General features: G+C 65.1%; 28 protein-coding genes and 1 tRNA gene. 17 read left to right on the forward strand and 12 right to left on the reverse strand.

The annotated features are described in order from the left end of the window. The first annotated feature begins 27 nt into the window (after positions 1–27). Together BMZ97_RS01105 and allE are read left to right on the forward strand one after the other, a co-directional pair. The gene (locus BMZ97_RS01105; protein WP_092164629.1) at positions 28–1233 is read left to right on the forward strand and encodes an MFS transporter; all 1206 of its coding nucleotides are present in this window, start codon (positions 28–30) and stop codon (positions 1231–1233) included. Positions 1234–1304: 71 nt separating this feature from the next. Then, positions 1305–2102 carry a (S)-ureidoglycine aminohydrolase gene (allE, locus tag BMZ97_RS01110; RefSeq protein ID WP_092166465.1) on the forward strand — a complete coding sequence of 266 codons (798 nt, stop codon included), beginning with the start codon at positions 1305–1307 and terminating at the stop codon, positions 2100–2102. 14 nt (positions 2103–2116) lie between these two features. Here the strand turns inward: allE and BMZ97_RS01115 are convergent, their stop codons facing one another. Then, positions 2117–2419: a type II toxin-antitoxin system RelE/ParE family toxin gene (locus BMZ97_RS01115; protein WP_092164631.1), complete on the reverse strand. Its 303-nt coding sequence runs from the start codon at positions 2417–2419 to the stop codon at positions 2117–2119. Next, positions 2416–2673 carry a CopG family ribbon-helix-helix protein gene (locus BMZ97_RS01120; RefSeq protein ID WP_092164633.1) on the reverse strand — a complete coding sequence of 86 codons (258 nt, stop codon included), beginning with the start codon at positions 2671–2673 and terminating at the stop codon, positions 2416–2418. The genes BMZ97_RS01115 and BMZ97_RS01120 overlap by 4 nt, the downstream gene beginning before the upstream one ends. 274 nt (positions 2674–2947) lie before the next feature. Between BMZ97_RS01120 and BMZ97_RS01125 the strand changes: the two genes are divergently transcribed. Together BMZ97_RS01125 and BMZ97_RS01130 are read left to right on the forward strand one after the other, a co-directional pair. After that, positions 2948–5104: a sodium-translocating pyrophosphatase gene (locus tag BMZ97_RS01125; protein WP_092164635.1), complete on the forward strand. Its 2157-nt coding sequence runs from the start codon at positions 2948–2950 to the stop codon at positions 5102–5104. 202 nt (positions 5105–5306) lie between these two features. Next, positions 5307–6233, forward strand: a complete 927-nt coding sequence (locus BMZ97_RS01130) for a DMT family transporter (RefSeq protein ID WP_092164637.1) — start codon at positions 5307–5309, stop codon at positions 6231–6233. Positions 6234–6310: 77 nt separating this feature from the next. Here BMZ97_RS01130 and BMZ97_RS01135 read toward each other — a convergent pair whose 3' ends face one another. Beyond that, a complete protein-coding gene (locus tag BMZ97_RS01135; protein ID WP_092164639.1) occupies positions 6311–6805 on the reverse strand; it encodes an outer membrane protein assembly factor BamE in 495 nt (164 codons plus the stop codon). 141 nt (positions 6806–6946) lie between these two features. On the opposite strand from BMZ97_RS01135, the gene BMZ97_RS01140 reads away from it, so the two are divergent. The 6 genes from BMZ97_RS01140 (at position 6947) to BMZ97_RS01165 (ending at position 11293) form a co-directional block, all read left to right on the forward strand. Continuing rightward, positions 6947–7489 carry a ubiquinol-cytochrome C chaperone family protein gene (locus BMZ97_RS01140; protein ID WP_092164641.1) on the forward strand — a complete coding sequence of 181 codons (543 nt, stop codon included), beginning with the start codon at positions 6947–6949 and terminating at the stop codon, positions 7487–7489. After that, positions 7479–8039 (forward strand): YceD family protein, encoded by a 561-nt coding sequence (locus BMZ97_RS01145; RefSeq protein WP_092164643.1) that lies wholly within the window; start codon positions 7479–7481, stop codon positions 8037–8039. The genes BMZ97_RS01140 and BMZ97_RS01145 overlap by 11 nt, the downstream gene beginning before the upstream one ends. 115 nt (positions 8040–8154) lie before the next feature. After that, on the forward strand, positions 8155–9213 hold the full coding sequence (plsX, locus tag BMZ97_RS01150) for a phosphate acyltransferase PlsX (protein ID WP_092164645.1): 1059 nt from the start codon (positions 8155–8157) through the stop codon (positions 9211–9213). 12 nt (positions 9214–9225) lie between these two features. Beyond that, entirely contained in the window at positions 9226–10203 is a 978-nt protein-coding gene (locus BMZ97_RS01155; protein WP_092164647.1) for a beta-ketoacyl-ACP synthase III, read from the forward strand. A gap of 191 nt (positions 10204–10394) precedes the next feature. Then, positions 10395–10709 carry an integration host factor subunit alpha gene (locus BMZ97_RS01160; protein WP_069691132.1) on the forward strand — a complete coding sequence of 105 codons (315 nt, stop codon included), beginning with the start codon at positions 10395–10397 and terminating at the stop codon, positions 10707–10709. A gap of 32 nt (positions 10710–10741) precedes the next feature. Then, on the forward strand, positions 10742–11293 hold the full coding sequence (locus tag BMZ97_RS01165) for a MerR family transcriptional regulator (RefSeq protein ID WP_092166466.1): 552 nt from the start codon (positions 10742–10744) through the stop codon (positions 11291–11293). Between the two features lie 129 nt (positions 11294–11422). Here the strand turns inward: BMZ97_RS01165 and BMZ97_RS01170 are convergent, their stop codons facing one another. Next, on the reverse strand, positions 11423–11908 hold the full coding sequence (locus BMZ97_RS01170) for a translation initiation factor 2 (RefSeq protein WP_244546186.1): 486 nt from the start codon (positions 11906–11908) through the stop codon (positions 11423–11425). A gap of 225 nt (positions 11909–12133) precedes the next feature. Here BMZ97_RS01170 and sugE point away from each other — a divergent pair, with 225 nt between their 5' ends. Then, complete coding sequence (gene sugE, locus BMZ97_RS01175) at positions 12134–12448, forward strand: quaternary ammonium compound efflux SMR transporter SugE (protein WP_092164649.1); 315 nt, start codon at positions 12134–12136, stop codon at positions 12446–12448. A 64-nt stretch (positions 12449–12512) separates the two neighbouring features. Here sugE and BMZ97_RS31100 read toward each other — a convergent pair whose 3' ends face one another. The 3 genes from BMZ97_RS31100 to BMZ97_RS01185 all read right to left on the reverse strand — a co-directional run bounded on the left by BMZ97_RS31100 (position 12513) and on the right by BMZ97_RS01185 (position 14331). Next, positions 12513–12683: a hypothetical protein gene (locus BMZ97_RS31100; protein ID WP_175525386.1), complete on the reverse strand. Its 171-nt coding sequence runs from the start codon at positions 12681–12683 to the stop codon at positions 12513–12515. Between the two features lie 168 nt (positions 12684–12851). After that, positions 12852–13814 (reverse strand): LysR family transcriptional regulator, encoded by a 963-nt coding sequence (locus tag BMZ97_RS01180; protein WP_092164651.1) that lies wholly within the window; start codon positions 13812–13814, stop codon positions 12852–12854. 91 nt (positions 13815–13905) lie between these two features. Further along, a complete protein-coding gene (locus BMZ97_RS01185) occupies positions 13906–14331 on the reverse strand; it encodes a DoxX family protein (RefSeq protein ID WP_092164653.1) in 426 nt (141 codons plus the stop codon). A 198-nt stretch (positions 14332–14529) separates the two neighbouring features. On the opposite strand from BMZ97_RS01185, the gene BMZ97_RS01190 reads away from it, so the two are divergent. Beyond that, positions 14530–15462 carry a ring-cleaving dioxygenase gene (locus tag BMZ97_RS01190; protein ID WP_092164655.1) on the forward strand — a complete coding sequence of 311 codons (933 nt, stop codon included), beginning with the start codon at positions 14530–14532 and terminating at the stop codon, positions 15460–15462. A gap of 169 nt (positions 15463–15631) precedes the next feature. Then, positions 15632–16252 (forward strand): alpha/beta hydrolase, encoded by a 621-nt coding sequence (locus BMZ97_RS01195; protein ID WP_092164657.1) that lies wholly within the window; start codon positions 15632–15634, stop codon positions 16250–16252. 291 nt (positions 16253–16543) lie between these two features. Here BMZ97_RS01195 and BMZ97_RS01200 read toward each other — a convergent pair whose 3' ends face one another. After that, a complete protein-coding gene (locus BMZ97_RS01200) occupies positions 16544–16774 on the reverse strand; it encodes a hypothetical protein (RefSeq protein WP_092164659.1) in 231 nt (76 codons plus the stop codon). 699 nt (positions 16775–17473) lie between these two features. Here BMZ97_RS01200 and BMZ97_RS01205 point away from each other — a divergent pair. Beyond that, complete coding sequence (locus BMZ97_RS01205) at positions 17474–17971, forward strand: hypothetical protein (protein WP_139221126.1); 498 nt, start codon at positions 17474–17476, stop codon at positions 17969–17971. A 271-nt stretch (positions 17972–18242) separates the two neighbouring features. Here BMZ97_RS01205 and BMZ97_RS01210 read toward each other — a convergent pair. Beyond that, positions 18243–18320 (reverse strand) — tRNA-Pro (locus BMZ97_RS01210). A 206-nt stretch (positions 18321–18526) separates the two neighbouring features. Here BMZ97_RS01210 and BMZ97_RS01215 point away from each other — a divergent pair. Beyond that, positions 18527–19345 (forward strand): class I SAM-dependent methyltransferase, encoded by an 819-nt coding sequence (locus BMZ97_RS01215; protein ID WP_175525387.1) that lies wholly within the window; start codon positions 18527–18529, stop codon positions 19343–19345. On the opposite strand, the gene BMZ97_RS01220 is transcribed toward BMZ97_RS01215, so the two are convergent. Together BMZ97_RS01220 and BMZ97_RS01225 are read right to left on the reverse strand one after the other, a co-directional pair. Beyond that, positions 19315–20592, reverse strand: a complete 1278-nt coding sequence (locus tag BMZ97_RS01220) for an O-antigen ligase family protein (RefSeq protein ID WP_092164665.1) — start codon at positions 20590–20592, stop codon at positions 19315–19317. The genes BMZ97_RS01215 and BMZ97_RS01220 overlap by 31 nt on opposite strands. Further along, positions 20589–22142: an undecaprenyl-phosphate glucose phosphotransferase gene (locus tag BMZ97_RS01225; RefSeq protein WP_092164673.1), complete on the reverse strand. Its 1554-nt coding sequence runs from the start codon at positions 22140–22142 to the stop codon at positions 20589–20591. Before BMZ97_RS01225 ends, BMZ97_RS01220 begins: the two co-directional genes overlap by 4 nt. Before the next feature lie 518 nt (positions 22143–22660). On the opposite strand from BMZ97_RS01225, the gene BMZ97_RS01230 reads away from it, so the two are divergent. Together BMZ97_RS01230 and mdtI are read left to right on the forward strand one after the other, a co-directional pair. Next, a complete protein-coding gene (locus BMZ97_RS01230) occupies positions 22661–23014 on the forward strand; it encodes a DMT family transporter (protein WP_175525388.1) in 354 nt (117 codons plus the stop codon). Then, positions 23011–23349: a multidrug/spermidine efflux SMR transporter subunit MdtI gene (gene mdtI, locus BMZ97_RS01235; RefSeq protein ID WP_092164677.1), complete on the forward strand. Its 339-nt coding sequence runs from the start codon at positions 23011–23013 to the stop codon at positions 23347–23349. Before BMZ97_RS01230 ends, mdtI begins: the two co-directional genes overlap by 4 nt. Here mdtI and BMZ97_RS01240 read toward each other — a convergent pair. Then, positions 23336–24505, reverse strand: coding sequence for a glycosyltransferase (locus BMZ97_RS01240; RefSeq protein WP_092164679.1), 1170 nt, complete (start codon positions 24503–24505; stop codon positions 23336–23338). The genes mdtI and BMZ97_RS01240 overlap by 14 nt on opposite strands. Positions 24506–24510: the final 5 nt, after the last annotated feature.

The following is a 24510-nucleotide window of genomic DNA, read 5'->3' on the forward strand; positions in this document are numbered from 1 at the left end:
GCCGCCTCGGTTAGGGCGGCGCCATCGATGAACCAGCACGTTCCCCTCAATGACGGCGACGCTCTCGCCAAGCGCAATACCCTGGTGCTGGCCTGTGCGCAGGCGCTCGGTGGCGCCAATCCGGCGATCGTGATCTCGCTGGGCGGCATCGTCGGGGCAAGCCTCGTCGCCGACAAGACCTTCGCCACCGTACCGGTCAGCCTGCTGCAGCTCGGCATCGCCACGGGCGTCATTCCAGCCGCCATGCTGATGCGCCGGCTCGGCCGGCGCGGCGGTTACCTCATCGGCACGCTGATCGGCGCGGCCGGCGGAAGCCTTGCGGCTGCAGGCGCGACCGAACGCCTGTTCTGGCTGTTCTGCCTCGGCACCTTCACCTGCGGCCTCTACGGCTCCTTCGTCCAGAGCTACCGCTTCGCTGCCGCCGACACGGCGAGCGAAAGCTTCAAGCCGCGCGCCATCTCCTGGGTGATGGTCGGCGGCATCGCGGCGGGCATCATCGGCCCGCAATCGGTCTATTGGACGCGCGATCTGACGCCATCAGCGCCTTTCGCCGCCAGTTTCCTGGCGCAAGGCTGTCTGGCGCTGATCGCCATGCTGGTGGTGATGCGGTTGCGCGCGCCGCCGGTCGCCGCTGCCGCTAGGACCGGTGGCCGCCCGCTCGGCGAGATCATGCGCCAGCCGCGCTTCATCGCCTCGGTCACGGCCGCGCTCGTCGCCTACGGCCTGATGAGCTTCGTCATGACGGCAGCCCCGCTCGCCATGGTCGCCTGCGGCCACTCGGTCGGCGATGCCGCACTCGGCATCCAGTGGCATGTGCTCTCGATGTTCGGGCCGAGCTTCTTTACCGGCAGGCTGATCGCCCGGTTCGGCAAGGAGAAGATCACCGCGATCGGGCTCATGCTGACGGCGCTGGCCGCGATCGTCGGGCTGACCGGCCTGAGCGTGGCGCATTTCTGGGGCGCACTGGTCCTGCTTGGCCTTGGCTGGAATTTCGGCTTCATCGGCGCGACTGCCCTGGTCACCGACTGCTACCGGCCGGAGGAACGGGTGAAGGTCCAGGCTGCCAACGATTTCCTGGTCTTCGGCTCGGTCGCCATCGCCTCCTTCTCGTCGGGAGGCCTGCTCAACGCGGGCGGCTGGAACAGCGTCAACTGGCTCGTCTTCCCGCCGGTCGCGATCGCGCTGGCGCTGGTCGCCTGGCAGGGGCTGTCGCGCCGGGCCGTGCCGGCCTGATCCATGCGGGTCTGATCCTTGCCGGTCAGATCTTTGCGGCTGCGTGACAGCTGTCGATTTGGAGAAGAATGATGCGTCCCCACCAGTTTCCCGTCGCCGCCGGTCATATTCCTCCCGGAGCGATCGGCCATAATCGCGGTGTGGTCCGTCCGAACTATGCCTTCATGCCGCCCGAGGGCGTGCTGGTCAGCCGCCTGCCGCAATTCGAGCGCACCATCGGCCGCATCCTGACCGCCCCGGTCATGGGCGCGCGCTTCGCGCAATATGTGCTGGAGATCGAGCCCGGCGGCGGTACGCGCCAGCCCTTCCGCGAGGACGGTATCCAGCATTTCTACTATGTCCTGTCCGGGCAGGTGGGTTTTGCGATCGCTGGCGGCCCCGCCCAGGCCTTGACGTCAGGTGGCTTCGCCTATGTCCCGGCCGGAGTTGCCTTCTCGTTGCGCAATGAGGGGCCGGAGCCGGCACGGGTGCTGGCCTTGCGCAAGCGCTTTGAAGCGATCGACCTGCCCGCGCCGGAACCGATCATCTCGCATCGCGACGCCGTGCCGGTCACCAACCATACCGGGCTCGAGGGGCGCGGCTTCCAGTTCCTGCTGCCCTATGGCGACATGCGCTTCGACTTTGAGATGAACCTGATGTGGTTCAAGCCGGGCACATGCTTCCCCGATGTCGAAACCCATGTGATGGAGCACGGGCTCTACATGCTGGAAGGGCAGGGGCTCTATTTCCTCGGCACGGAGTGGCACGAGATCTGGGCGCAGGATTTCATCTGGATGGGCGGTTACTGCCCGCAGCAATTCTACCCGGCCGGCTTCGGCGACGCCTGCTATCTGCTCTACAAGAACGTCAATCGCGACGTCGCGCTGTAGCGGCGCTCGCGCCTTTATTCCGCTGGCCAGCTCTCTTCCGGCCAATCGCGGGCATTGTGGATCACGCGCAGGATGACGAGGCGCGAGGTCTCGGGGATCGCATATGCGATCATATAGGGCAGGCGAGGGATCGTCCGTTCATAGGTGGCGCCAACGCGCCCGGGGCGCCCCGTCGGCATCTCTGCCAGCGTCCGCGCGGCGTCGTCGATGGCCGCCGCCACGCGGCGGGCCGCATGCGGATTGTCTCGTGCGATGAAGCTGATCGTCGCGTTGAAATCATCGAGGGCGCTGGCGGGCCACTCGACGCTTCGGCTCATGCCTTGATCCGTTCCGCCGCCGCTATCGTTTTCTCAAGGCGCGCGATGGCCTCGTCATGGGACACCACCCGGCCCGCCTGCATGTCGGCGAGGCCGTCACGCACGCCGTCGATGATCGCGCTCTCGCGGGCGACATAGGCTTCGATCGCCTCGGCCGCGAGATAGGAGTTCGTCCGGCGTGTCGCTGAGGCGATCCTTCCGAGGCCATCCTTCACCTCCTTGGAGAGGCGGATCGTCATGGTCGTGCTGCTCATCCGCGGCCGCCTGTGTTTGAATGTACACAATCTAGCACATCGGCATTCGGCAGGCCATCGCAGCGTCGATCCAAAACCACCCGTTTACACGGCGAAAGTCCTATCGCCGTGTTTGCGATTCTGTTCGAAACTTGGCACAAATTTGGCTGACACTGACGAGGCGCATGCGGGCGCGATTTTCTCGGGCCCGCATTTTCACGAGTCAGGCGTCCAAGAACGTTAAGGGGAGCGCAAAGCCTCTCCGCGGGTCGAAAGCTCAAGGTCAGGAAACCGAATGTCAGCTCTACTGATTATCATCGTTTTAAGTGCGCTTTCGATCGCATATGGCGTCTGGGCCTATGGCGACGTGATGAAGCGCGATGCCGGCAACCAGCGCATGCAGGAGATTTCCGCTGCGGTGGCCGAGGGCGCGCAGGCCTATCTCAAGCGCCAATACATGACCATCGCGCTCGTCGGCATCGTGCTCTTCGCGGTGCTCGCCTATCTGCTCGGGCAATGGGTCGCGATCGGCTTCCTGATCGGCGCGGTGCTTTCGGGCCTCGCCGGATTCATCGGCATGAACGTCTCCGTCCGGGCCAATGTCCGCACGGCGCAGGCGGCGATGCAGTCGCTGGGCGACGGCCTCGACGTCGCCTTCAAGGCGGGCGCCGTCACCGGCATGCTGGTGGCGGGGCTCGCGCTGCTCGGCGTCGCGGTCTATTACGGCGTCCTGACCTCGTTCCTCGGCTTCACCCCATCGAGCCGCACCGTCATCGACTCGCTCGTCGCGCTCGGTTTCGGCGCCTCGCTGATCTCGATCTTCGCCCGCCTCGGCGGCGGCATCTTCACCAAGGGCGCCGATGTCGGCGCCGACCTCGTCGGCAAGGTCGAGGCCGGAATCCCGGAGGATGATCCGCGCAACCCTGCCACCATTGCCGACAATGTCGGCGACAATGTCGGCGATTGCGCCGGCATGGCGGCAGACCTGTTCGAGACCTATGCGGTGACGCTGGTCGCCACCATGGTGCTGGCCGCGATCTTCTTCGCGGGACAGGCGACGCTGGGCACCATGATGCTCTACCCGATGGCGATCGGCGCATCCTGCATCGTCACCTCGATCATCGGCACCTTCTTCGTCAAGCTCGGCGCCAACCAGTCGATCATGGGCGCGCTCTACAAGGGCTTCATCGCGGCCGGCGTGCTCTCGATCGGCGCGATTGCGGCGGTCAACTACCTGATGTTCGGCGGCTTCTCGGCCTCGTTCACCACGGTGCAGGGCGTCACCTTCACCTCGGGCGGCCTCTTCGGCTGCGCGCTGGTCGGCCTGGCGGTAACGCTGCTCATCGTCGTCATCACCGAATACTACACCGGCACCGGCAAGCGCCCGGTCGTCTCGATCGCGCAGGCCTCGGTTACCGGCCACGGCACCAACGTCATCCAGGGCCTTGCGGTCTCCTTGGAATCGACCGCGCTGCCGACCATCGTGATCATCGCCGGCATCATCGTCGCCTATGGCCTGGCCGGCTTGTTCGGCATCGCCATCGCCACCACGGCCATGCTGGCGCTCGCGGGCGTGGTCGTGGCGCTCGACGCCTTCGGCCCGGTCACCGACAATGCCGGCGGCATCGCCGAAATGGCGGGCCTGCCCAAGGAGGTGCGCCACTCCACCGACGCGCTCGATGCGGTGGGCAACACCACCAAGGCGATCACCAAGGGTTATGCGATCGGCTCCGCCGGCCTCGGCGCCCTGGTGCTGTTTGCCGCCTACACCTCCGATCTCAACTTCTTCATCGGAGAAGCCAACAAGGCGGGCTCGACGACGTTCCAGTACTTCAAGGGCGTCACTGTCGATTTCTCGCTGTCGAACCCCTATGTCGTCGTCGGCCTGCTGCTCGGCGGCCTGATCCCCTTCCTCTTCGCCGGCATGGGCATGACCGCGGTCGGCCGCGCCGCCGGCTCGGTGGTGGAGGAGGTCAGGCGTCAGTTCAAGGAGAAGCCCGGCATCATGGACGGCACCGAGCGGCCTGATTACGGCCGCGCCGTCGATATGCTGACCAAGGCCGCGATCAAGGAAATGATCGTGCCTTCGCTGCTGCCGGTGCTCGCGCCGATCGTGACCTTCTTCGCGATCAACGCCATTGCCGGAAAGAACCAGGCCTTTGCCTCCGTCGGCGCCATGCTGATGGGCGTCATCGTCACCGGCATTTTTGTGGCCATCTCCATGACCTCGGGCGGCGGCGCCTGGGACAACGCCAAGAAGTCCTTCGAGGACGGCTTCGTCGACAAGGACGGCGTGCGCCACATGAAGGGCTCCGAGGCGCACAAGGCCTCGGTGACCGGCGACACCGTCGGCGACCCCTACAAGGACACGGCGGGCCCCGCCGTGAACCCGGCGATCAAGATCACCAACATCATCGCATTGCTGCTGCTGGCGATCCTGGCGCATTCCTGAGCGGCTGCGTGTCGCGCAATGAGATGGACCCCGCGGAGCGATCCGCGGGGTTTTCCATTGTTCGGCAAAGACTTGCGGCCATCAGTTGAATCAAGACGCGGATCCCTTGAAACAACCTGCGAAGCTACGGTCGCAACCGTAGCGTTCCTGCAAGTTCTGGGATGTCGGCTGTGACATGGTCCTTCCAACCAAGGAGAGCGCCATGACGACACAAGCCCTGACCACCCCTGCTGCGGAGGCGAATCGTGCCACCGAACTCGGCCTGCTGCTGGTTCTCGCCACGCTCTGGGGCGGCTCCTACAGCTTCATCAAGATCGGCGTGGAGACGATCCCGCCCCTGACCCTGATCGCGGCGCGCACGCTGATCGCCGGTGCGATCCTGCTCGCCATCATCCGCTGGCGGGGTGTGAAGCTGCCGCGCGATTCTGCAAGCTGGCGGCGTTTCCTGGTGCAGGCCTGCCTTAACAGCGTCGTGCCCTTCACGCTGATCGCCTGGGCCGAACGCAGCGTCGATGCTGGCCTCGCCTCGATCCTGAACGGAACCACGCCCGTCTTCGTTTTCCTGATCGGGCTGGCGCTGGCGCCGGGCAAGCGTCCGGACGCGCGCAAGGCGCTCGGCGTGCTGGCGGGCGTGGCCGGGATCAGCCTGATCGTCGGTGTTCAGGCCTTCGCCGGGCTGGGCAGCGCCGTCGTGCCGCAATTGGCGATCGTGCTGGCGACCGTATGTTACGCTTGCGCCGCTCTGTTTGGCCGGAATTTCGGCGGCATGGACCCGCTCCTGCCGGCGGCCGGCTCGATGCTGATGGGCGCTGCCGTGCTGCTGCCATTCGCGCTTGTCATCGACCGGCCCTGGACGCTGACGCCCTCCCGGGACTCGCTGATGGCGTTGCTTGCACTTGCGGTGTTCTCGACGGCGCTCGCTTTCGCGATCTATTTCCGCCTGATCCGCACGCTCGGCGCGGTCGGGACCACGGCCGTGTCCTATCTGCGCGTACCGATCGGGGTCGCCATCGGCATCCTGTTCCTGGGCGAGAGCTTGAGCCCGACAGCCTGGACGGGGCTCGCTTTGGTCGTGCTCGGCGTCGCGGCGATGACGTTTCCCGAGCGCAAGCTAGCGGTTCGCGCCTGAGCACAGCGAGCCCGCGCTCAAAGAAAAACCCGCGGCGTGAGCCGCGGGTTTTGTGTTTCGCCAAGCCGTTTGAACGGTCACGTGCCGAATGGCGTGAACCTGGTGACGCCCTTGAAGAGGTTGCGCAGGAAGCTCTGCTCCTCGCCGCCGGTCGGGGTGGTGCGGCTGATGAAGTCGAAGGGCACACCGTCCTGCAGGCCGTAATTGGCGATGCGCTCGACCTTGAAGGCCTTGTTGAAATAGATCACCAGCACCTTCTGGTCGACCACGCTCAGATCCTGGAACTGGAAGCGCCGGCGCACCGTCTGGCTGATGTAGTAGAAGGTCCGGTTGCCGACCGTGGAGGTGGTCGAGGGCGTGCCGAGCGCCGTCAGCACGGCCTGCACGTCCATGCCCGGCTTGACCTGGGCGATGAGCGCGTCATCCATGACGAAGCCGCGCGTGTATTCCTCATTGAGGCCCGCAGAGGTCGGGAGCATGAAACCGCCGGCGTCCGGGCCGCAGCCCGCCAATGCCAGGGACGATGTCGCAAGGATGCCGAGCAGGGCGGCGCGGCGATTGGTGAGGGTCATTGGGACTCAAATCCAGGCCGTGGCGTCAAGGGCGAAAGGCCCAAGCCGCTTGTCAAATGGGTAAGGCTTGGCGTAACGCCCGAGCATGGCTTTGGCAAGGCAAGGACCCGCTTGGGACCTTAGCAAGGAGATGGCTGCGTAATGTTCGGCCTATTCGGCAAGCGTGAAGCCCGGCTCGCACCGGTGAACGCCTTGTTCGCGCGCGTCGCCGAGGCGTCGCGGCGGCCGGCTTTCTATATCGAAGGCGGCATTCCCGACACATTCGAGGGGCGCTTCGAATCGCTGACGCTGCACACCTTCCTGGTGCTGCACCGCCTGCGCGAATTGCCGGCGCCGGCCGCCGATCTGGCGCAGGACTTCGTCGATGCCTGCTTTTCCTATCTCGAACTTGGTTTCCGCAATGGCGGCATCAGCGATATCGCGGTACCCAAGCGGATGAAGAAGATCGCCCAGAGCTTCTTCGGCCGGATCAAGGCCTATGAGGCCGCACTTGTCTCGGCGGAGCCGGAGGCGCTGACCGAGGCGCTGCGCCGCAATGCGAGCCAGGGCGAGGGGGCCGCAATCCTGGCGGACTATATGAGGCGGGCGCAGGCAGGGCTGGCGGCCCGCACGCTTGAAGCGATCCTGAACGAGCCCGAGCTGTTCCCGGCCCTGGCGCAGCTGGAACGTAGCCATGTCGCCTGATCCGGAGAAGATTTTGCCCCTGAGCCATCCCGTCCGTGTTGAGGGCATCAAGCTGCGCCCCGGCAACGTCACCGTCTCCGCACCGGCAGAGGCGCTGCCTCGCATCGCCGCCGAACTCGGCCTGGCTTCGCTGGAGGCGCTGGAGGCGCATTACACGCTTTCGCGCAATGGCGAGAAGGTCAAGCTCGAGGGCGCGATCCAGGCGAAGGCGCACCAGATCTGCGTGGTTACGCTCGAGTCCTTCCCGGTCGAGATCAAGGTTCCGATGAAGCTCGATTTCGCCCCCGAGGACGAGGCGCGGATCGCGGCGAGGCGCGGCGATGCCGGCGATGAAGGCGAGATCGACATCGAGGTCAGGCTGAACGAGGCCGACCCGCCGGAGCCCATCGTCGACGGCGTCATCGATCTGGGGGCGGTCACGCTGGAATTCTTGGCGCTGGCGCTCGATCCCTATCCGCGCAAGCCTGGCGTGAGTTTCGATGTGGCGCCGGCCGAGCCTGGCATCGAATCGCCTTTTGCGGTTCTGGCCAAGCTGAAACGCGAACAATGAGGCGGGCAGCAGCCTTCGCGGCGGCTTGCAGCGGCGGCTCAAGTCGCTATTGTCCGGCCCGCAACGCGCTGCCTCCACAAGAAGGGCGGCCGCTCCCAGGATCCACCATCACCTCATGACACGTCCGGTTACAATCGCGCTCGATGCGATGGGCGGAGACCACGGCCCATCCGTGGTCATTCCCGGCGCCGCCCTGACGCTGGAGCGGCGTCCCGATGCGCGCTTCGTGATCTTCGGCGACGAGACGCAGGTCATGCCGTTGCTCGACGCGCATCCCAGGCTCAAGGCGGTCACCACCTTCCACCACACGGATGTGTCGGTGAAAATGGACGACAAGCCGAGCCAGGCGCTGCGCTATGGCCGCTATAAATCCTCGATGTGGCGTGCCATCGATGCGACCAAGACCGGCGAGGCCGATGTCACGATCTCGGCCGGCAACACCGGCGCGTTGATGGCGATGTCGAAATTCTGCCTCAAGTCGATGCCGCAGGTCGACCGCCCGGCGATCGCATGCCTGTGGCCGACCGTGCGCGGCGAGAGCGTCGTGCTCGATGTCGGTGCGACGATCGGCGCGGATGCCCGCCACCTCGTCGATCTCGCGGTGATGGGCGCGGCCATGGCCCGCGTCGTCTTCGATATCGACCGCCCGACGGTCGGCCTGCTCAATGTCGGCGTCGAGGAGATCAAGGGCGTCGAGGCGGTGAAGGAAGCCGGCCGCATTCTGCGCGAGAGCAACCTGCCGCATCTGGCCTATCACGGCTTTGTCGAGGGCGACGACCTCGGCAAGGGCACGGTCGATGTCGTGGTCACCGAGGGCTTCACCGGCAATATCGCGCTGAAGACGGCAGAGGGCACCGCCCGCCAGATCGCCTCCTATCTGCGTGCGGCGATGAGCCATTCGCTGATGGCCAAGATCGGCTATCTCTTCGCGCGCAGCGCCTTTGCCGCGCTCAGGGACAAGATGGATCCGCGCAAGGTCAATGGCGGCGTCTTCCTGGGGCTCGAGGGCATCGTCATCAAGAGCCATGGCGGCACCGACGCCATTGGCTTCGCCAGCGCCGCCGAACTGGGCTATGAAATGGCTCGCGAGAACCTGATGGCGAAGGTCCGCGAGATGGTGGCCGCGACTGCGCGGCCGGAGGCGGCGGCGCAGCAGGCCGCCACCGCCGAATAGGGAACAGCTTTCTTGTCCATTCTGCGCTCCATTCTGTGCGGTTGCGGCTCCTATCTGCCGCAACGCATCGTCACCAACGCCGAGCTGGCACAGCGCGTCGACACGACCGATGAGTGGATCGTGCAGCGCACCGGCATCCGACAGCGCCATATCGCGGCCGATGACGAGGCGACCTCGGTGCTGGGCCTGAAGGCGGCGCAGGCTGCGCTCGCCGACGCCGGCATGGACGCCTCCGAGATCGATCTGATCATCGTCGCGACCGCGACGCCCGATCACACCTTTCCCGCGACCGCGACACAGATCCAGGCCGCGCTCGGCATCAATGGCGGCGCAGCCTTCGATCTCCAGGCGGTCTGCTCGGGCTTCGTCTTCGCGCTCGCGACGGCCGACAAGTTCCTGACCACGGGCGCCGCCAAGGCTGCGCTCGTCATCGGTGCGGAGACCTTCTCGCGCATCCTCGACTGGGAGGACCGCACCACTTGCGTCCTCTTCGGCGACGGCGCCGGCGCGGTCGTGCTGAAGGCAGGTCCCGGCGAGGGCACGCTCGCCGATCGCGGCGTGCTGGCGACCCATATCCGCTCGGATGGCCGCTACAAGGACAAGCTCTATGTGGATGGCGGCGCGGGTTCGACTAAGACCGTCGGCTTCCTGCGCATGGAGGGCAAGGAGGTTTTCCGCCACGCCGTCGTCAATCTGGCGGAGACGGTTCGGCACACCTTCGAGGAGACGGGGCTGACTGGCGCCGATATCGACTGGTTCGTGCCGCATCAGGCCAACCGTCGCATCATCGACGCCACCGCCCACAAGCTGGGCATCGGCCATGAGCGCGTCGTCGTCACCGTCGACCGGCATGGCAACACCTCGGCGGCCTCGATTCCGCTGGCGCTTGCCGAGGCGCATCACGACGGCCGCATCAAGCGCGGACAGCTCGTCCTGATCGAGGCCATGGGTGGCGGTTTCACCTGGGGGTCTGCCTTGATCCGGTGGTGAAGCACGGCGCAGGAAACCCGTCGAATTATGACGGATTTACTTGGTTTTTCTAACAAATTTCCAAAATTTGGGTGAGTTGGCGGGTGTTCGAGGATTGACCGGCGCAGCCGGGACGCCTAGCGTCCGCCATCCATATTGGCGAAGGGCAGGCGGCATGCCCGCTGGCCGACATAACGCCTTGGAGGATATGAATGGCGGGGCAAACGGTTACTCGCGCCGATCTGTGCGAGGCTGTCTATCAGAAGATCGGTCTGTCGCGGACGGAGTCGTCGAAGCTCGTCGAGGCGGTGCTGGACGAAATCTGTGACGCGGTCGCGCGCGGCGAGAACGTGAAGTTATCCTCTTTCGGATCCTTCGTCGTGCGAGACAAGGGCGAGCGAATCGGGCGTAATCCGAAGACGGGAGTCGAAGTCCCGATCGAGCCGCGTCGTGTTATGGTGTTCAAGCCTTCGAATGTGATGAAGGCGCGCATCAACGGACAGTTGGGTGAGGGCGAAGACGAGTGAGCCTGGAGTTCCACACCGGCGATGAGGCCGAAATGGACACCAAGAGCGCAGATGCCTTCCGGACGATCAGCGAGGTCGCAGAAGACCTCGATATTCCTCAACATGTGCTGCGTTTCTGGGAAACGCGCTTCACGCAGATCAAGCCGCTCAAGCGCGGCGGCGGGCGGCGCTATTATCGTCCCGACGACGTCGCGCTGCTGAAGGGCATTCGCCGTCTGCTCTACGGCGAGGGCTACACCATCAAGGGGCTGCAGCGCATCCTCAAGGAGCAGGGGCCGCGCCATGTCCAGGCCATCGGCCGAGGCGCGCCGGTCGGCCCGCCGGGGCCGGAGCGGGCATCCGCGCCAGCGACAGCGATGCAGGGCGATGCCGGGGCGGTCCATGCCACGGCCGCCTACCCGCAGGAGGGCGAGCCGCATCAGGCGTTCGCGCCCCAGAACTTCGCGCCCCAGCATTCGCGTCCGATCCCGCCCGAAGGCCTCGACGATCTGACGCTGCTCGCCGCGGTTCTGGCCGAGCTCGGCGAATGCAAGCGCATCCTGCGCAGCGCCCTGGCGCCTCAGCCTGTTCCCGACGGCGCCTGACGCGGCTGGAGCAGTTTCCGATCAGGTCGGATCGACCTGATCGGCTAACGCGCGCTCTACCTCATTATTTTATCGCATTTTCTTCACGCGAACCGGTGTCCACTTCGCTCGAAAATGCTCTAGCGTCGATCAGGTGACGGGCGGCTCTTCTTTCGGGTGCGGCCTGTCGACTTCGCGGCGGTGCGAGGAGGCGCCGCGTCGCCTGTCGGAGCGACCCGCAGCGCCGGATTTGTGCAACGGCACCAATGTGGCGAGGACCGGGCTGGGATAGTGTTCCAGCGTCGAGCCTGTGGCCGCATCGACACCCATTCCGACGAGTCCGCCGATCAGGACGTTGCCGGCAAAACCGGCTGCGCCGGCTCCTGCGACGCGTGTCGCAACCGGGATCTGCATGTCTTCATAGCCACGCTTGCTGAAACTGACGGTGAACTCGGCTTTGCGGCTGACCTCCCAGGTGCAGGGTGTCGCCGGACAGGCATGTCCGAGCGATGTCCGAGCCTCGGCTTCGGGCGGTATGCTGTTGACGGTGATTTGATCGGTCGTGCCGCGCGTTACGGTCGCGCAACCACCCAGGGCGCCCGCGATCGCGGCCACCACGAAAATTCGGAAATTCAATGTTTTAGCCCCCAGCCAGTAATGCGGGCTGGCCTAACGTCATCGCCGCCGGGCGACAACCTCTCCGTGTAAAGAAGCTGTGTTTATCGCGCATAAGGCCATGCCGTGGCGTCGGCTTGATATTCGGAGGCCGCGCTATAGATCGGTGCCGAGGACGACCTCGGCGAAAGCCTCTCCCATCATCAGGCGTGGACGACCTCGCCCTTTCTGCACAGGAGCGCCATTGTGGCTTGGCTCTATCTCTTCGTCGCGGGCCTGTTCGAAGTCGGCTGGGCGATTGGTCTCAAATACACGCAAGGCTTCACGCGGCTGGTTCCCAGCGTGCTGACGCTCGCCAGCATGGTGGTGAGCCTGGGCCTGCTCGGGCTTGCGCTGAAGAGCCTGCCGCTCGGCACGGCCTATGCGATCTGGACCGGTGTCGGCACGATCGGCACGGCCGTGCTCGGCATCGTCCTCCTGGGCGAGCCGGCGGGCGCGCTGCGTCTTGCCTGCATCGGCCTGATCGTCGCGGGCATCGTCGGCCTGAAGCTCATCTCCTGAACGGATGCGGCCCGGGCCGGCGAGCGCACAGGCGTTGATGGCCTCATCAGCGCCTGTGCAACGATCAGCGCCTGTGGAAGGCCTGGGGCCAATAGCCGCCACGCTCCAGCGCGACAATCAGCACAATGATGAGGAGCGTCACTGCCAAGGTCACGAGCTTGGCGTTCCAGGGCGTGCCGCGGCCGATCAGCCAGATCAAGGTCATGCCGATCAGGAGAGGGATGATCATGTCCATGGCGATACTCCAGAGCGTTTTCGAGCGAAGTGGATACCGGTTAGCGTGAAGAAAACGCGTTAAAACAAAGAGCTAGAGCAGTTTCCGATCTAATTGGGTCGGAAACTGCTCTAACCCAGCTGGCGATCGATGAAACCCTGGTGGAGGCGGCGGGCACGCCGCCCGGCCTCAACCTTGCCGGGGCGAGATCGCCTTGTCGCCCTCGATCAGCGGTTTCATCCGGCCGAGCTCGCCGGCGATGAAATCCATGAACAGCCTGACCCTGGGCGAATGCCGCAGGTCGGGATGGGTCAGGAGCCAGAGATCGGCGGCAAAGCCCGGGTCGGGCGCCGCCAGCCGCGTCAGCCCCGGTCTCGTATCGGCGATGAAGCAGGGCACAAAGCCGATGCCGATGCCCGCCTCGACCGCTTCCGCCAGGCCCAGCACGGTGTTGACCTTGTAGACGATACGCTCCGGCGCGACATGCTGGTTCAGATAGCGCACAGCCTTCAGCGCCGTGAACTGGTCGCCGAGCGAGATCCAGTTGCGGGCCCACAGGCTCTCGATCGAGATATCGGCAGCTTCCGGGAAATCGGCGATGCGGCCATAGAGTGCCCAGGCGATGCGGGCGGCACGGCGGCCGACGAGGGTCTCGGGCGGGTTGTCGGTCGCACGGATCGCGACATCCGCGTCGCGCTTGGACAGGTTCAGCGCCTGGTTGCCGAGCAGGATGTCGAGCCGGATATCGGGGCACTGCCCGAGGAAGGCGGCGAAGACCGGCGTCAGCAGGTCGACCAGCAGCGTGTCGTTGGTGGTGACGCGCAATTCGCCGGCGGGCTTGATCTCCTGCCCGGCGAGTCGGCGGGCAAAGGCGGTGATGTCCTCGTCGACACGCTCGGCGAGTGTTGCCATCTCGTCGCCGGCGGGCGTCGCGACATAGCCGCTGCGATGGCGCTCGAACAGCTTGAGGCCGAGTGCCTCCTCGATCTGCCCGAGTCGGCGGAACACCGTCGAATGGTTCAAGCCGAGCACCGTGGCGGCCGCCGGTAGCGCGCGCGTATCCGCGATCGCCTTGATCAATCGAAAGTCGTCCCAGGCCAGGGTCTTTGCGGCCGTATTCTTGGCAGTCGTATTCTTGGCGGTCGTGTTCATGCGCGCACTCTCGGACATGGCTTCGCCGCCATCAAGGCGCTGCGGCCAAGATGACGGCGAAGGAGCGTGGGGTAGACGTCTTGAACGTGGCTCAGGCCGTGGCGGTCGCGCCGTTCCAGCTCAGGCGGGCGGGCTTCAGGGCCAGCGCGCCATCGCCGATCAGGCCATGGGCCAGCGCGGCCAGCGCCAGGAAGGCGGGATATTCCCAGCCGCCATTGGGGGCGTTGAAGACCCAGCCATTGGGGGCATGGACCATCAGGGCACCGAGCAGGACCGGCAGCAGCAGGATCGAGACATAGCGGCCATAGAAGCCGGTCAGGATGGCGAGGCCGCCGAAAAGCTCGGCCAGCATGATCGGCCAGGCGAGGAAGGCGGGCAGGCCGACCTGGCCGAGGAAGCCGGCGAAGCCTGCCGGAGTGAAGATCACGAGCTTGAGATAGGCGTGAGCGATGAACATCAGGCCGAGCGCGATGCGCAGGCCGAGAGCACCATAGGGAGCGAGGCGGTTGTCGATCATGGGGGCAATCTCCGATGGGGCCGGGCTGGCCTCTGCCCAAAAGATTGACCCGGCCGGTTCGCAATGCAAATTGTGAGATACCAAGATCGACATTGCGACAGTGCAATCTATTCGCCCTGGCGCTTTGAGCTCGCCCGACCAATCTTTGGAGCCAACGGAGCACCCGCTCCTCGGCCCGTTTTGGGAGGAGTTGTCATCATGCAGATCAACGGCATCCACCACGTCACCGCGATTTCCGGCCCGGCGCGCCGCAATCTCGACTTCTATGGTCGGGTGCTCGGCCTGCGCCTGGTCAAGAAGACCGTCAATTTCGACGATCCCGGCACCTATCACCTCTATTACGGCGATGTAGCCGGTGCGCCCGGCACCATCCTGACCTTCTTCCCCTGGGAGCATGCCGCGCCCGGCAGGCTCGGTGTCGGCGAGACGCAGGAGACGGTGTTCCGGGTTCCCGAAGGCGCGATCGGCTATTGGGCGCATCGCTTCATTGAACACGGTGTGCCCCATGATGTGCCGGTGAAGCGCTTCGGTGAGAGCGTGCTGGCCTTCCGCGATCCCGACGGGATGCGGCTGGCGCTGGTCGGTCTGCCCGGTATCGAGCGTGAGGCGGCCTGGGACGGCGGCGATGTTCCAGCCGAACATGCGATCCGCGGTTTCCATAGCGTCAGCCTGCTGCTCGAAGACGCTGCGCCCACCGCCGCGATCCTGGGCGACGTGCTCGGATTCAAGGAGATCGGGCGTGAGGACACGCTGATCCGCTACCGGGCGGAGGGCGCGGCCCTTGGCACGATCGTGGATCTGCGGGTCGCCGGCGGCTTCCTGCCGGCCCGGCAGGGTGCAGGCTCGGTCCACCATGTCGCCTTCCGCGCCGCAGACGATGCAGCGCAGGAGGAAATGGTGCGCCGCCTCGCGGAGAACCATGGCATCCGCACGACCGAGCAGCGGGACCGGAACTATTTCCGCTCCGTCTACTTCCGCGAGCCCGGTCGCGTTCTCTTCGAGATCGCGACCGATGCGCCAGGCTTTGCCGTCGACGAACCGGCGGCGACGCTCGGCCAGGCGCTGAAGCTCCCCGCCGGGCTCGAGACGCAGCGGGCGCGCATCGAGGCGCTGCTGCCGGAACTCGGCTGAGATCGCACCGCCCTGCCGGGCCTTCGAGCCGGGCAGGCAACTCGGCTGGCATCATGCCGCCCTGCCTGGCTTTCGAGCCGGGCAGGCAACTCGGCTGACACCATGCCGCCCTGCCTGGCTTTCGAGCCGGGCAGGGCGGGCCACGCCGCTTACAAATAGGAGAACCATGATGGACGCTGTCGCGACCACGGATTTCATTCACGTCTTCGAGCCGGGCACTGAGGCATCGCGCCCGCCGCTGCTGCTGCTCCATGGCACAGGCGGCAATGAGCACGACCTGCTGCCGCTCGGGCGCATGGTCGCGCCCGGCGCGAGCCTGCTCTCGCCGCGCGGCAAGGTCTTGGAAGGGGCGATGCCGCGCTTCTTCCGGCGCTTGGCGGAGGGCGTCTTCGACGAGGCCGACCTCACCGCGCGCACGCATGAGCTGGCGGATTTCGTCGCGGAAGCCCGCAAGCGCTACGATCTGCCGGCGCCGGTTGCGCTCGGCTTCTCCAATGGCGCCAACATTGCGGCCAGCCTCTTGCTGCTGCGCCCGGAGGTTCTGGCCGGAGCTGCGCTGGTTCGCGCCATGTCGCCTTTCCGGAAGCCGCCCAAAGCCGATCTCGCCGGCAAGCGGGTTCTGATCCTGTCGGGTGCGCTCGATCCGATCATTCCAGCCGAGGATGCGGAGCGCCTGGCGCAAACCCTGTCTGCAGGCGGAGCGCTGGTCGACCACCGCATCTTGCCGACGGGCCATGGCCTGTCGCAAGGCGATGTCGGCCTGCTGCGGGGCTGGCTGGATCAGGCTTGAGATTCAGGAGGTTGTTAGGGCCTCTGGGGCGGATTTGATGAGGTCAAAACGGTGGAGATGGGAGGAGCATTGCGCGGGCGATACCATCGGTATCGGCAAGCGATGCGACGCTGCAGCTCCGCCGTTTTCACCTCACCCGCAGGGCGCGGCGCTTTTGCGCGACTGCGGCGTCGTTCTTCGTAGCAAACCGGAAGGTTTGCGTCCTCGAACTCCTGGCATTCGCGCAAAATCACCGGCGTCAAATCAACCCCAGAGTCCATAACAACCTCTAGCCTGATCCAGAGTGGGTGCTCACGCCTCTGCGGTAGCCTTGCGCTTGGCGGGCTTGGCCTTCACGACAGGAGGAGCCGGCGGCTCGGCCGCCTGCTTCGCCAGCCTGAGTGCCTTCAGCGCCTCGATCTTCTTGCGGGAGGCAGCCTCCTCGGCCGCGATCCGCCCGCTCGATTTCTGCTTTTCGCGCGGTGCTTCCTGAACGCTGTGCACGTCGTGCCAGGCGCGTGGTCCGCGATCTTCCCCTGCCATTGCTTCTTCCCCTATGTCACGTCGCGTCCGTCACAGGCAGCCTACGCGTGAAATGGGGCGGATACGAGCCGGGATTATCCGCATGCTCGGCAAGGCTCCGGGCGATAAGGCACCGGGCGATAAGCCGCCGGGCGATCAATCGAGCAATGGCAGGATGATGATCGTGGCGAAGACGATCACGACAAGCGCCCGCAGCAGGATGGCGCTCTGACTCGAGACCTGATTTTCCACCGAACGCGAGAAAGCATGCATGAGTACATCACCGGCCACGCGACAGCGCTGACGTTGGGGTAGAGCTGGGGCGAACGCAAGGAAGATTAGCCGGGCTTGTGGATAACTTGCCGGCCAGCGCCGCCAGGTAAGCAGATTTGCCGTTGGAGGCCGCTGAAAGGGAACCATAGTCGATTGGCGCGCCTTGGGCCGCGGGAGGCGGATTATGCATGGTCGCGCTGGAAGTCCGCGGTTGAAGGCTCGGCGTTTGTCTATTCTGAGAGCATTTGCTCAAGACGTACTGTGAAATATGCATTTAGTTTAACCAATCACGCCGAGACGGCTGGCGCTGGCTGACCAAGTTCGGTATGAGTGATTACCTCGCCTCAACAAGAAGGCGACAGGTGAAACATTTCAGATTCAAGCAACCTCGGTGTCCGTTCAATGCAGTTGCGTGCTCGGTCTCTGTTGATTGGCCTGGTCTCGGCCTTGTCTGCACTCACGGCGTCGCAGGCGCAGGCCGGCTTGCTCGAAATGCTGTTCGGCGCCCCTGTTCCGCAGCGGCAAGAGATTGCGCCGCTGGAGATGACGATCCGGCCGACGAAGAAGCCGACATCGAAACCGAAGATCCCGCGCGTCTCGATGGACGATGACGGCGATTCCAAGCGGTATCTGCAGGTCTCGATCGACCCCGTCAGCAATCCCGACTGGTATCTCACCGATCCGACCTTGCGCCGCGGTGACATCGTTGTCCTGCCGAACAAGGTGCTGGTCTACGCCGGCGGCAGGACCTCGCGGCGATTGGCGGATTTCGACGATCTGCAGGGAACGCGGCTGGTGTCGAGCCGGGATCGCGAACGCATCAAGCTCCTGACCGAATTCTCCGGCCGGGCGATGCCGAAATTCAAGATCGTGCCCGAGTTCGTCAGCACGCCGGCCTCCCTGAGCGCCCAGGCCGAGCGCAAGGTCAACGTCATTATGCCGTAGGCGCGATCCCGGCTGGGTGTTGCCGCCTGGGCTGGGGCATCGCGGCGCTCAGGCGATTCCCGGTGTCCTTGGAATCACCGCTTATGCGGTTTGTCCGGAATAAGGGTGCGTTTCAGAGACAAGATGAGCGAGCTGGGGGGAGCAGAAGCGCCCAGCGCCATCCTGCCGGTCTCTCTGTCGCGAAGCTTGGGGAGTGGCCGCCTGGCAGGCGATCTGGCCGATAGCGCGCAGGGCGGCGGTCGGCTGCGATTTCATCGACAGTAGAGAAAAATGGTCGGAGCGAGAGGATTCGAACCTCCGACCCCTTGTCCCCCAGACAAGTGCGCTAACCGGGCTGCGCTACGCTCCGACGGCTCGGCTTATAGTGTCGCGTTGCCGTGGATGCAATGCGCTTCGACACATTGTCGGTGACTCCGTGAAAGGAGCGTTTGATTGCCCCGAAGCGAGACGTGGCGGCGGGGTGGCTGTTAACCCTCGATTAAGGCTTTGGTTGCGGGCCGGGGCCTGTTTCCGCATCGTATCGCTGGGACGGGGGTCCTTCGGGCGGAGATGACCATGTCACTGGCGACAGCCACAGTGGAGCGGAGCAAGGTCTCCGTGCCGGCCCCTGCGAAGCCGCTGGGCTCGATCGAGAGCTTCTTCCGCGATCTCGCCCCGGACTGGCATTCGCAATGGGCCTGGGACCATTACGAATCGACGATTCTCGATCTTTCCCGTCAGTTCGGCCTGCGCCGTGTCTGCGAGATCGGCGGCGGGCGCGATCCGCTGTTCTCGACCGCCCAGGCGGCGCGCCACGGCATCGACCTCATCGTCAACGACATCGATGCGGGCGAGCTGGCGCTGACGCCGGCCGGCCTCAGGACGGCGCGATTCGACATTGCCGGCGATCTCTCCGAGCCGGATGTCACGCGCGGCGGCTATGACCTCATGGTCTCGCGCATGGTCTTCGAGCATGTCCATGACGTCGAGCGCGCCTGGACCAACATCCATGCCCTGCTGGCGCCGGGCGGCGTCGCGCTCGCCTTCTTCCCGACGCTGTGGGCGCCGGTTTTCGCGATCAACCACATCCTGCCCGAGAAGCTCTCGCGTGCGATCGTGCACGCGCTTTATCCGGCGCGGCGTGATGGCGGCGGCGATCCGAAATTCCCGGCCTTTTACGACTGGTGCCGGGGCAGCAAGCGTCAGCTCGGGCCGATGCTGAACCGCGCCGGCTTCCGCGACGTCCATATCCAGCACTTCTGGGGGCACGGCTATTTCGACCGCATGCCCGGGCTGAAGCAGGCCGACCATGTCTTCAACGCGCTGGCGGCGAAGACCGGCTGGGATTTCGTGACGACCTACGCCTATGTCGTGGTGCGCAAGGACAGGGTCTGAGCGGCGCGCGCTCGCGATGCATCGGGATTCGGCGTCGGCAGCGCCGCCAGCCCCCAGATTAGCCCGAGCATCAGATAGAGATGGCGCCAGTGGTCTGTGTCGATCTGCACGCCTTGCAGGATCGTGATGAACAGCACTGACCAGAGCGCGATGGCGTGGTTCTGCCAGGGGGTACGCCTGAACACGAGCGCCCAGCCGACATAGCAGGTCGCCACCATCAGGGCGAGCCAGGCGCAGCCGCCGAGCCAGCCATAGGAGGCGAAGGCGTTGATGTAGACGTTGTGCGGATCCTCAGGGAAGATCCAGCGAAACCGCAGCGGCCCGAAGCCGTTGGGCTCGCCGAGTAGCAGCGGGATCGAGCGCAATTGGCTGCCGAAGCGCCCGGTGACACCCTGGTCGTAGCTCTGGTCCAGGCTGGCGCGGACCTCGAAGACGCTACGGATGTCCTCGAAGGACAATGCGATGAGCAACGCCATCACCACGAGAACGAGTGCTGCGGCGGTCAGGAAGACAATGCGCATGCGCCGTGAAGCGCTGGGTGAGGTCAGGAAGGTCAACAGCACCATCAGCACGGCCGAGGCGGCGAGATTGCCCCAGGCGCCGCGCGAGAACGACAGGAACAAGGCGAGAAGCGGCACGCTCATGACCAGGAAGCCGCGCATCAGCCCGAGCCGGCCAATCAGGACATGTTGCAGGGCGAAGATGATTGGCAGCACCAGGAAGGGGCCGAGCACGTTCGGGTCCTTGAACGTGCCCGAGGCGCGGCCATAGAGCGTGAAGACGTCGCCAAGGCCCGCAATGTCGAAATAGCCGAGAGTGCCGGCAAGTCCGGCGCACCAGGCGGCGAAGAGATAGCCGCGCCGCAGCGTCTCCAGCCGCGCGATGGTATCGTCGGTCATGATGGCGGCCAGGAAGATCGCAGTGATCATCAGATAGACCGAGACTGCGGTGAAGCGCACCGAAGTCGGCTCGTCCATCCAGGGAATGAGCGAGAACGCGCCGCCGATATTGTAGAGCAGCAGCAGGCTCAGGAAGGGCACCAGCTTCTGCGAGAAGCGGATGCCCGTCAGCGTGAAGGCGAAGACGGCCAGCAGGAAAATCACTTCGTAGGGCGAGGGCTCGATCAATGCGAAGCCGCTCGACGCAGTCAGCAGCCAGAGCGCGCCGCGCTTGATCGCGGCATAGGAAATCCGCAGGCCGCCGCTACGGCCAGCAGCAGTCCCGGCGCGATCGGCGAGCGCGCTCAATAGGCGTTCTCGTTCTTGGTCAGCAGCGAGAGCGGCGTCTTCACCAGGATGTAGAGGTCGAGCAGCACCGACCAGTTCTCGATGTAATAGAGGTCGTGCTCGACGCGGCGCTGAATCTTGTCCTCGGTGTCGGTCTCGCCGCGCCAGCCGTTGACCTGGGCCCAGCCAGTGATGCCGGGCTTGACCTTGTGGCGGGCGAAGTAGCCGTCGACGACCTGCTCATAGGCGCGGTTCGAGGCGGTGGCGTGGATCGCATGCGGGCGCGGCCCCACCAGTGAGAGATCGCCCTTCAGGATGACGTTGATGAGCTGTGGCAACTCGTCGATCGAGGTCTTGCGGATGAAGCGGCCGACGCGGGTGACGCGCGGATCGTCCTTGGTGACCTGCTTGGCGGCGGCGAAATCGCTCATCTCATGGTAGAGCGAGCGGAATTTGAGGACTTCGATCAGCTCGTTGTTGAAGCCGTAGCGCTTCTGCCTGAACAGAACCGGCCCCTTCGAATCGAGTTTGATCGCGATTGCGGTCGCGAGCATCACCGGCGAGAGCGCGATCAGGGCGAGCGTGCCGACGATCTTGTCGAAGACGAATTTGACGACGATGTCCCAGTCGGCGATCGGCCGGTCGAACACGTCGAGCACGGGCACGGCGCCGATATAGGAATAGGAGCGCGGCCGGAACCGGAGCTTCGACATATGCGCGGAGAGGCGGATGTCGATCGGCAGCACCCAGAGCTTGCGCAGCATGGTGAGCAGCCGCGCCTCGGCCGAGATCGGCAGGGTGAAGATCACCAGGTCGAGCTTGGTGCGGCGCGCGAATTCGACGAGATCGTCGATCGTGCCGAGCTTGGGATAGCCGGCAACGAGATCGGGCGAACGGTCGTCATTGCGGTCGTCGAAGACGCCGCAGACGCGCAAGCCGGTGTCCCGCTGCGCTTCCAGCGCGTGGATCAGCGCCTCGCCCGCTTCGCCGCCGCCGACGATCGCCGTGCGCCGCTCCAGCCGGCCCGAACGCGTGAGCTGGCGCACGCTCAGCGTCACGACCAGCCGCTCGCCGAGCAGCGCGGCAAGGCCGCCAGCATAGAACCCGACCAGCCAGATGCGTGAGACCTGGTCGCCGATCTTGAGGAAGAAGAAGGCCGCCAGCGCGATCATGAACAAGGTTGTCCAGCCGGTCGCGAGCCTGACCGCCATGGCGACGAAATTTCTGAGCGCGCCGACATGGTAGAGCTGCAGCGCCTGAAAGGAGGCGAGCGCCCCGATCGCCAGCGCCGGAATCGTGATCTGGTAGGGCAGGGCGTTGTCGATATTGCCCGCCACATAGAGCCAGTAGACCAGCCCGCCCACGCCGAAGACGGCCAGCACGTCGAAGAGCCGGACGAAGCCCTCGATCATCACGGGCGAGAGCGTCGGCTTGACCGGCATCGCGGCGATGCGCTCGGCCAGCGGGTGGAAGGCGCGCGTCGCGCCGCTCTTGGAGGGGCCGAACATCTCGGAGGTCGCAGCCGTGGCCGCGTCGACCTTGATCAGATCGCGAACATCAAAAGCGCCCATGACAAGCCATCCCGGTCCGGCCGGCAAGCCGAGGCTTCCGGTCTTCTTACCTTGCGTCTAGCGGAAAATGTTCACGGAAGGCTTAATCGGACCCGTGGTTCTTGCGGAGGATTCGCAAGGAATTTGGCTGGAAACGCCGCGTCGGCAAGCTCCGTTCCGGCGGTTTTGAGCCCCACAAAAACGCGAAATCGAAAAGGGCGATTTTCGCTTGGCCCGTCAAGGTATTAATCCGGGACTTGGGCTGCTGTTTTCTATGGTTTTTGTCCTTGAAAAGTTATTTTAAGTTGACAAAAAGCAACGTTGCGGGCATATCTGACCGCGATGAGTGTCTGAGAAGCACATTTCTGAGCGGATTATGAGAACGGCTTTCGGCCGTTGTCGCGATGCCGCTGTGCTGCTTTCGCGGTGTTCCCGCTGAAGGCTTTCAATCCGGATACCGTCTTTCAAAACTCGAACTTTTGCCTAGCTGCCTTGCGTCGCCCCCGCGACGTCCAGCGCCGGCTTCGCCCGTGTGCAACATGTCTTTTCATTGGTTGGTTCTGCTCGCGGCCATCGCCGTCGAGATCGTCGCGACGGCCGCGTTGAAGTCGGTCGTCTCGGCGCCGTTCATGGTCACCCTCCTGCCGCTCATCCTGATCGGCCTGTCCTTCACTCTGCTGAGCGTGGCGCTGCGCGTCATTCCGCTGGCCGTCGCCTATGCGGTCTGGGAGGGGCTCGGCATCGTCGGCATCGCCGCCGCCGGGCATCTGCTCTTCGGCGAGCACCTCACGCCGACGCGGATCGTGGCGCTCTGCGCCATCATCACTGGCATCGTGCTGCTCGAGCGTGGCGTCGGCGGCGAGGCGGAGGAGTTTGAGGGGAGGCTGGCATGACCGCCCCTCTTCTGCCGCAAGGCCTCGCGATCGCCTGGCTGGCGCTGGCGGTCCTGCTCGAAGTCTCCGGCACCTATCTGCTCAAGCTCTCCGACGGCATGAAGCGCTGGCTCGCCGGCGGCGTCGGCATCCTGCTGGTGGTCGGCGCCTTCGCGGCCCTGGCTCAGGCGATCAAGGGCATGGACCTGTCCGTCGCCTATGCCGTCTGGGGTGGGGCCGGGTTGGTGATCACCGCGATCGTCGGCATGCTCGCCTTCGGCCAGCGCATCCGCCCCTCCGGTTGGGCCGGGATCGCGCTCGTCATTGCCGGCGTCGTGGCGCTCAAGCTGCTGTGACGCGGGCGGCCATCGCGTCGCGATAGGCGGCGATAACGCCGTCGACCATGGCGTCGAGAGAGAAATTTTCGCGCACATGCCCGGCGAGATCCGCAGCTTGCGCCTGTCGCTCGGTATCGGGGGTGGTGAGTATCGCCTTGATCGCATCGGCGAGGACGACTGGATCGTTGGCGGGGATCAAGCGGTGCCTGTGGCGTGGGCCGTAGATTTCGTTGATGCCGCCGACATCGGTCGAGATCAAGGGCTGGGCCGCGGCTGCCGCCTCCAGGATGACATAGGGCAGCGATTCCGCCCGCGACGGGATCACCATTACACGGGCTTTTGAGAGCGCCCTACGGATCGGTCCCGGCGGCTCGAAGACGCATTGCTCTGCGATGCCGCGATCGATCGTCATCTTGCGCAGCTCGGCCTCGTCCGGCCCCGAGCCGACGATCAGGATGCGCGGCGTCAGCGCGTGCTGGCTCTTCAGCAAAGCAAGCGCGTCGATCAGCGTGTCGACGCCTTTGGCCGAGCGCAATTCACCGAGATAGAGGAGGTCGAACGCCGCCTGGGAATGGTCGATCGGCTCGAACTCGGCCTCGGAGATGCCGTTCAGCACGATGCGGTGGTCGGTTCGCGGCATGTGCCCGACATAGGCTTCGAAGCGCCCGGCGATGAAGCGGCTCTCGAACAGGAACATATCGGTCGCGCCTTCGAGCAATCGCTCGACGGCCATATAGATCTTATGCTCGGTCCCGCCGGGCTTGTAGTTGAAGCTGCCGCCATGGGGCGTATAGGCCGTGGCATAGTTCCGGCCCGGGCTGAATAGGGCGGGAATGCGCCCATACACGCCGCCCTTCGAACCGTGGCAATGGACGATGTCGGGCCTCAGCGCCTTGCGGATCGAGATCTCGCTCATCTGCGCCTTCGCGTCGGCCAAGCTCGGATAGCGCGACATCGGCACGCGGGTCACGCCGAGCGAAAGCTGGGGCGAGAGCTCGCGGAAGACCTCGTCGGCGCGGGCGCCGCCCGTGGTGGCGTCGCAGAAGATGCCGACATGGTGCCCGCGCTCGACCTGGCCGCGCGCGAGATCGAGCACATGCCGAAACAGGCCGCCGAGCGGCGCGCGGAAGACGTGGAGAATACGCAGCGGCTGCGCCTGCGGGCTGTCCGTCATCGGAA

The sequence above is a fragment of the Allobosea sp. OK403 genome (assembly GCF_900113835.1).
GTDB lineage: Bacteria > Pseudomonadota > Alphaproteobacteria > Rhizobiales > Beijerinckiaceae > Allobosea.

Excerpts from the sequence above, each read along its gene's own strand:
- BMZ97_RS01105 (WP_092164629.1), top strand. The coding sequence starts at position 28 with ATGAACCAGCACGTTCCCCTCAATGACGGCGACGCTCTCGCCAAGCGC.
- allE (WP_092166465.1), top strand. The coding sequence starts at position 1,305 with ATGCGTCCCCACCAGTTTCCCGTCGCCGCCGGTCATATTCCTCCCGGA.
- BMZ97_RS01115 (WP_092164631.1), bottom strand. The coding sequence starts at position 2,419 with ATGAGCCGAAGCGTCGAGTGGCCCGCCAGCGCCCTCGATGATTTCAAC.
- BMZ97_RS01120 (WP_092164633.1), bottom strand. The coding sequence starts at position 2,673 with ATGAGCAGCACGACCATGACGATCCGCCTCTCCAAGGAGGTGAAGGAT.
- BMZ97_RS01125 (WP_092164635.1), top strand. The coding sequence starts at position 2,948 with ATGTCAGCTCTACTGATTATCATCGTTTTAAGTGCGCTTTCGATCGCA.
- BMZ97_RS01130 (WP_092164637.1), top strand. The coding sequence starts at position 5,307 with ATGACGACACAAGCCCTGACCACCCCTGCTGCGGAGGCGAATCGTGCC.
- BMZ97_RS01135 (WP_092164639.1), bottom strand. The coding sequence starts at position 6,805 with ATGACCCTCACCAATCGCCGCGCCGCCCTGCTCGGCATCCTTGCGACA.
- BMZ97_RS01140 (WP_092164641.1), top strand. The coding sequence starts at position 6,947 with ATGTTCGGCCTATTCGGCAAGCGTGAAGCCCGGCTCGCACCGGTGAAC.
- BMZ97_RS01145 (WP_092164643.1), top strand. The coding sequence starts at position 7,479 with ATGTCGCCTGATCCGGAGAAGATTTTGCCCCTGAGCCATCCCGTCCGT.
- plsX (WP_092164645.1), top strand. The coding sequence starts at position 8,155 with ATGACACGTCCGGTTACAATCGCGCTCGATGCGATGGGCGGAGACCAC.
- BMZ97_RS01160 (WP_069691132.1), top strand. The coding sequence starts at position 10,395 with ATGGCGGGGCAAACGGTTACTCGCGCCGATCTGTGCGAGGCTGTCTAT.
- BMZ97_RS01165 (WP_092166466.1), top strand. The coding sequence starts at position 10,742 with ATGGACACCAAGAGCGCAGATGCCTTCCGGACGATCAGCGAGGTCGCA.
- BMZ97_RS31100 (WP_175525386.1), bottom strand. The coding sequence starts at position 12,683 with ATGGACATGATCATCCCTCTCCTGATCGGCATGACCTTGATCTGGCTG.
- BMZ97_RS01180 (WP_092164651.1), bottom strand. The coding sequence starts at position 13,814 with ATGAACACGACCGCCAAGAATACGACTGCCAAGAATACGGCCGCAAAG.
- BMZ97_RS01185 (WP_092164653.1), bottom strand. The coding sequence starts at position 14,331 with ATGATCGACAACCGCCTCGCTCCCTATGGTGCTCTCGGCCTGCGCATC.
- BMZ97_RS01190 (WP_092164655.1), top strand. The coding sequence starts at position 14,530 with ATGCAGATCAACGGCATCCACCACGTCACCGCGATTTCCGGCCCGGCG.
- BMZ97_RS01195 (WP_092164657.1), top strand. The coding sequence starts at position 15,632 with ATGGACGCTGTCGCGACCACGGATTTCATTCACGTCTTCGAGCCGGGC.
- BMZ97_RS01200 (WP_092164659.1), bottom strand. The coding sequence starts at position 16,774 with ATGGCAGGGGAAGATCGCGGACCACGCGCCTGGCACGACGTGCACAGC.
- BMZ97_RS01215 (WP_175525387.1), top strand. The coding sequence starts at position 18,527 with ATGTCACTGGCGACAGCCACAGTGGAGCGGAGCAAGGTCTCCGTGCCG.
- BMZ97_RS01225 (WP_092164673.1), bottom strand. The coding sequence starts at position 22,142 with ATGGGCGCTTTTGATGTTCGCGATCTGATCAAGGTCGACGCGGCCACG.
- BMZ97_RS01230 (WP_175525388.1), top strand. The coding sequence starts at position 22,661 with ATGTCTTTTCATTGGTTGGTTCTGCTCGCGGCCATCGCCGTCGAGATC.
- mdtI (WP_092164677.1), top strand. The coding sequence starts at position 23,011 with ATGACCGCCCCTCTTCTGCCGCAAGGCCTCGCGATCGCCTGGCTGGCG.
- BMZ97_RS01240 (WP_092164679.1), bottom strand. The coding sequence starts at position 24,505 with ATGACGGACAGCCCGCAGGCGCAGCCGCTGCGTATTCTCCACGTCTTC.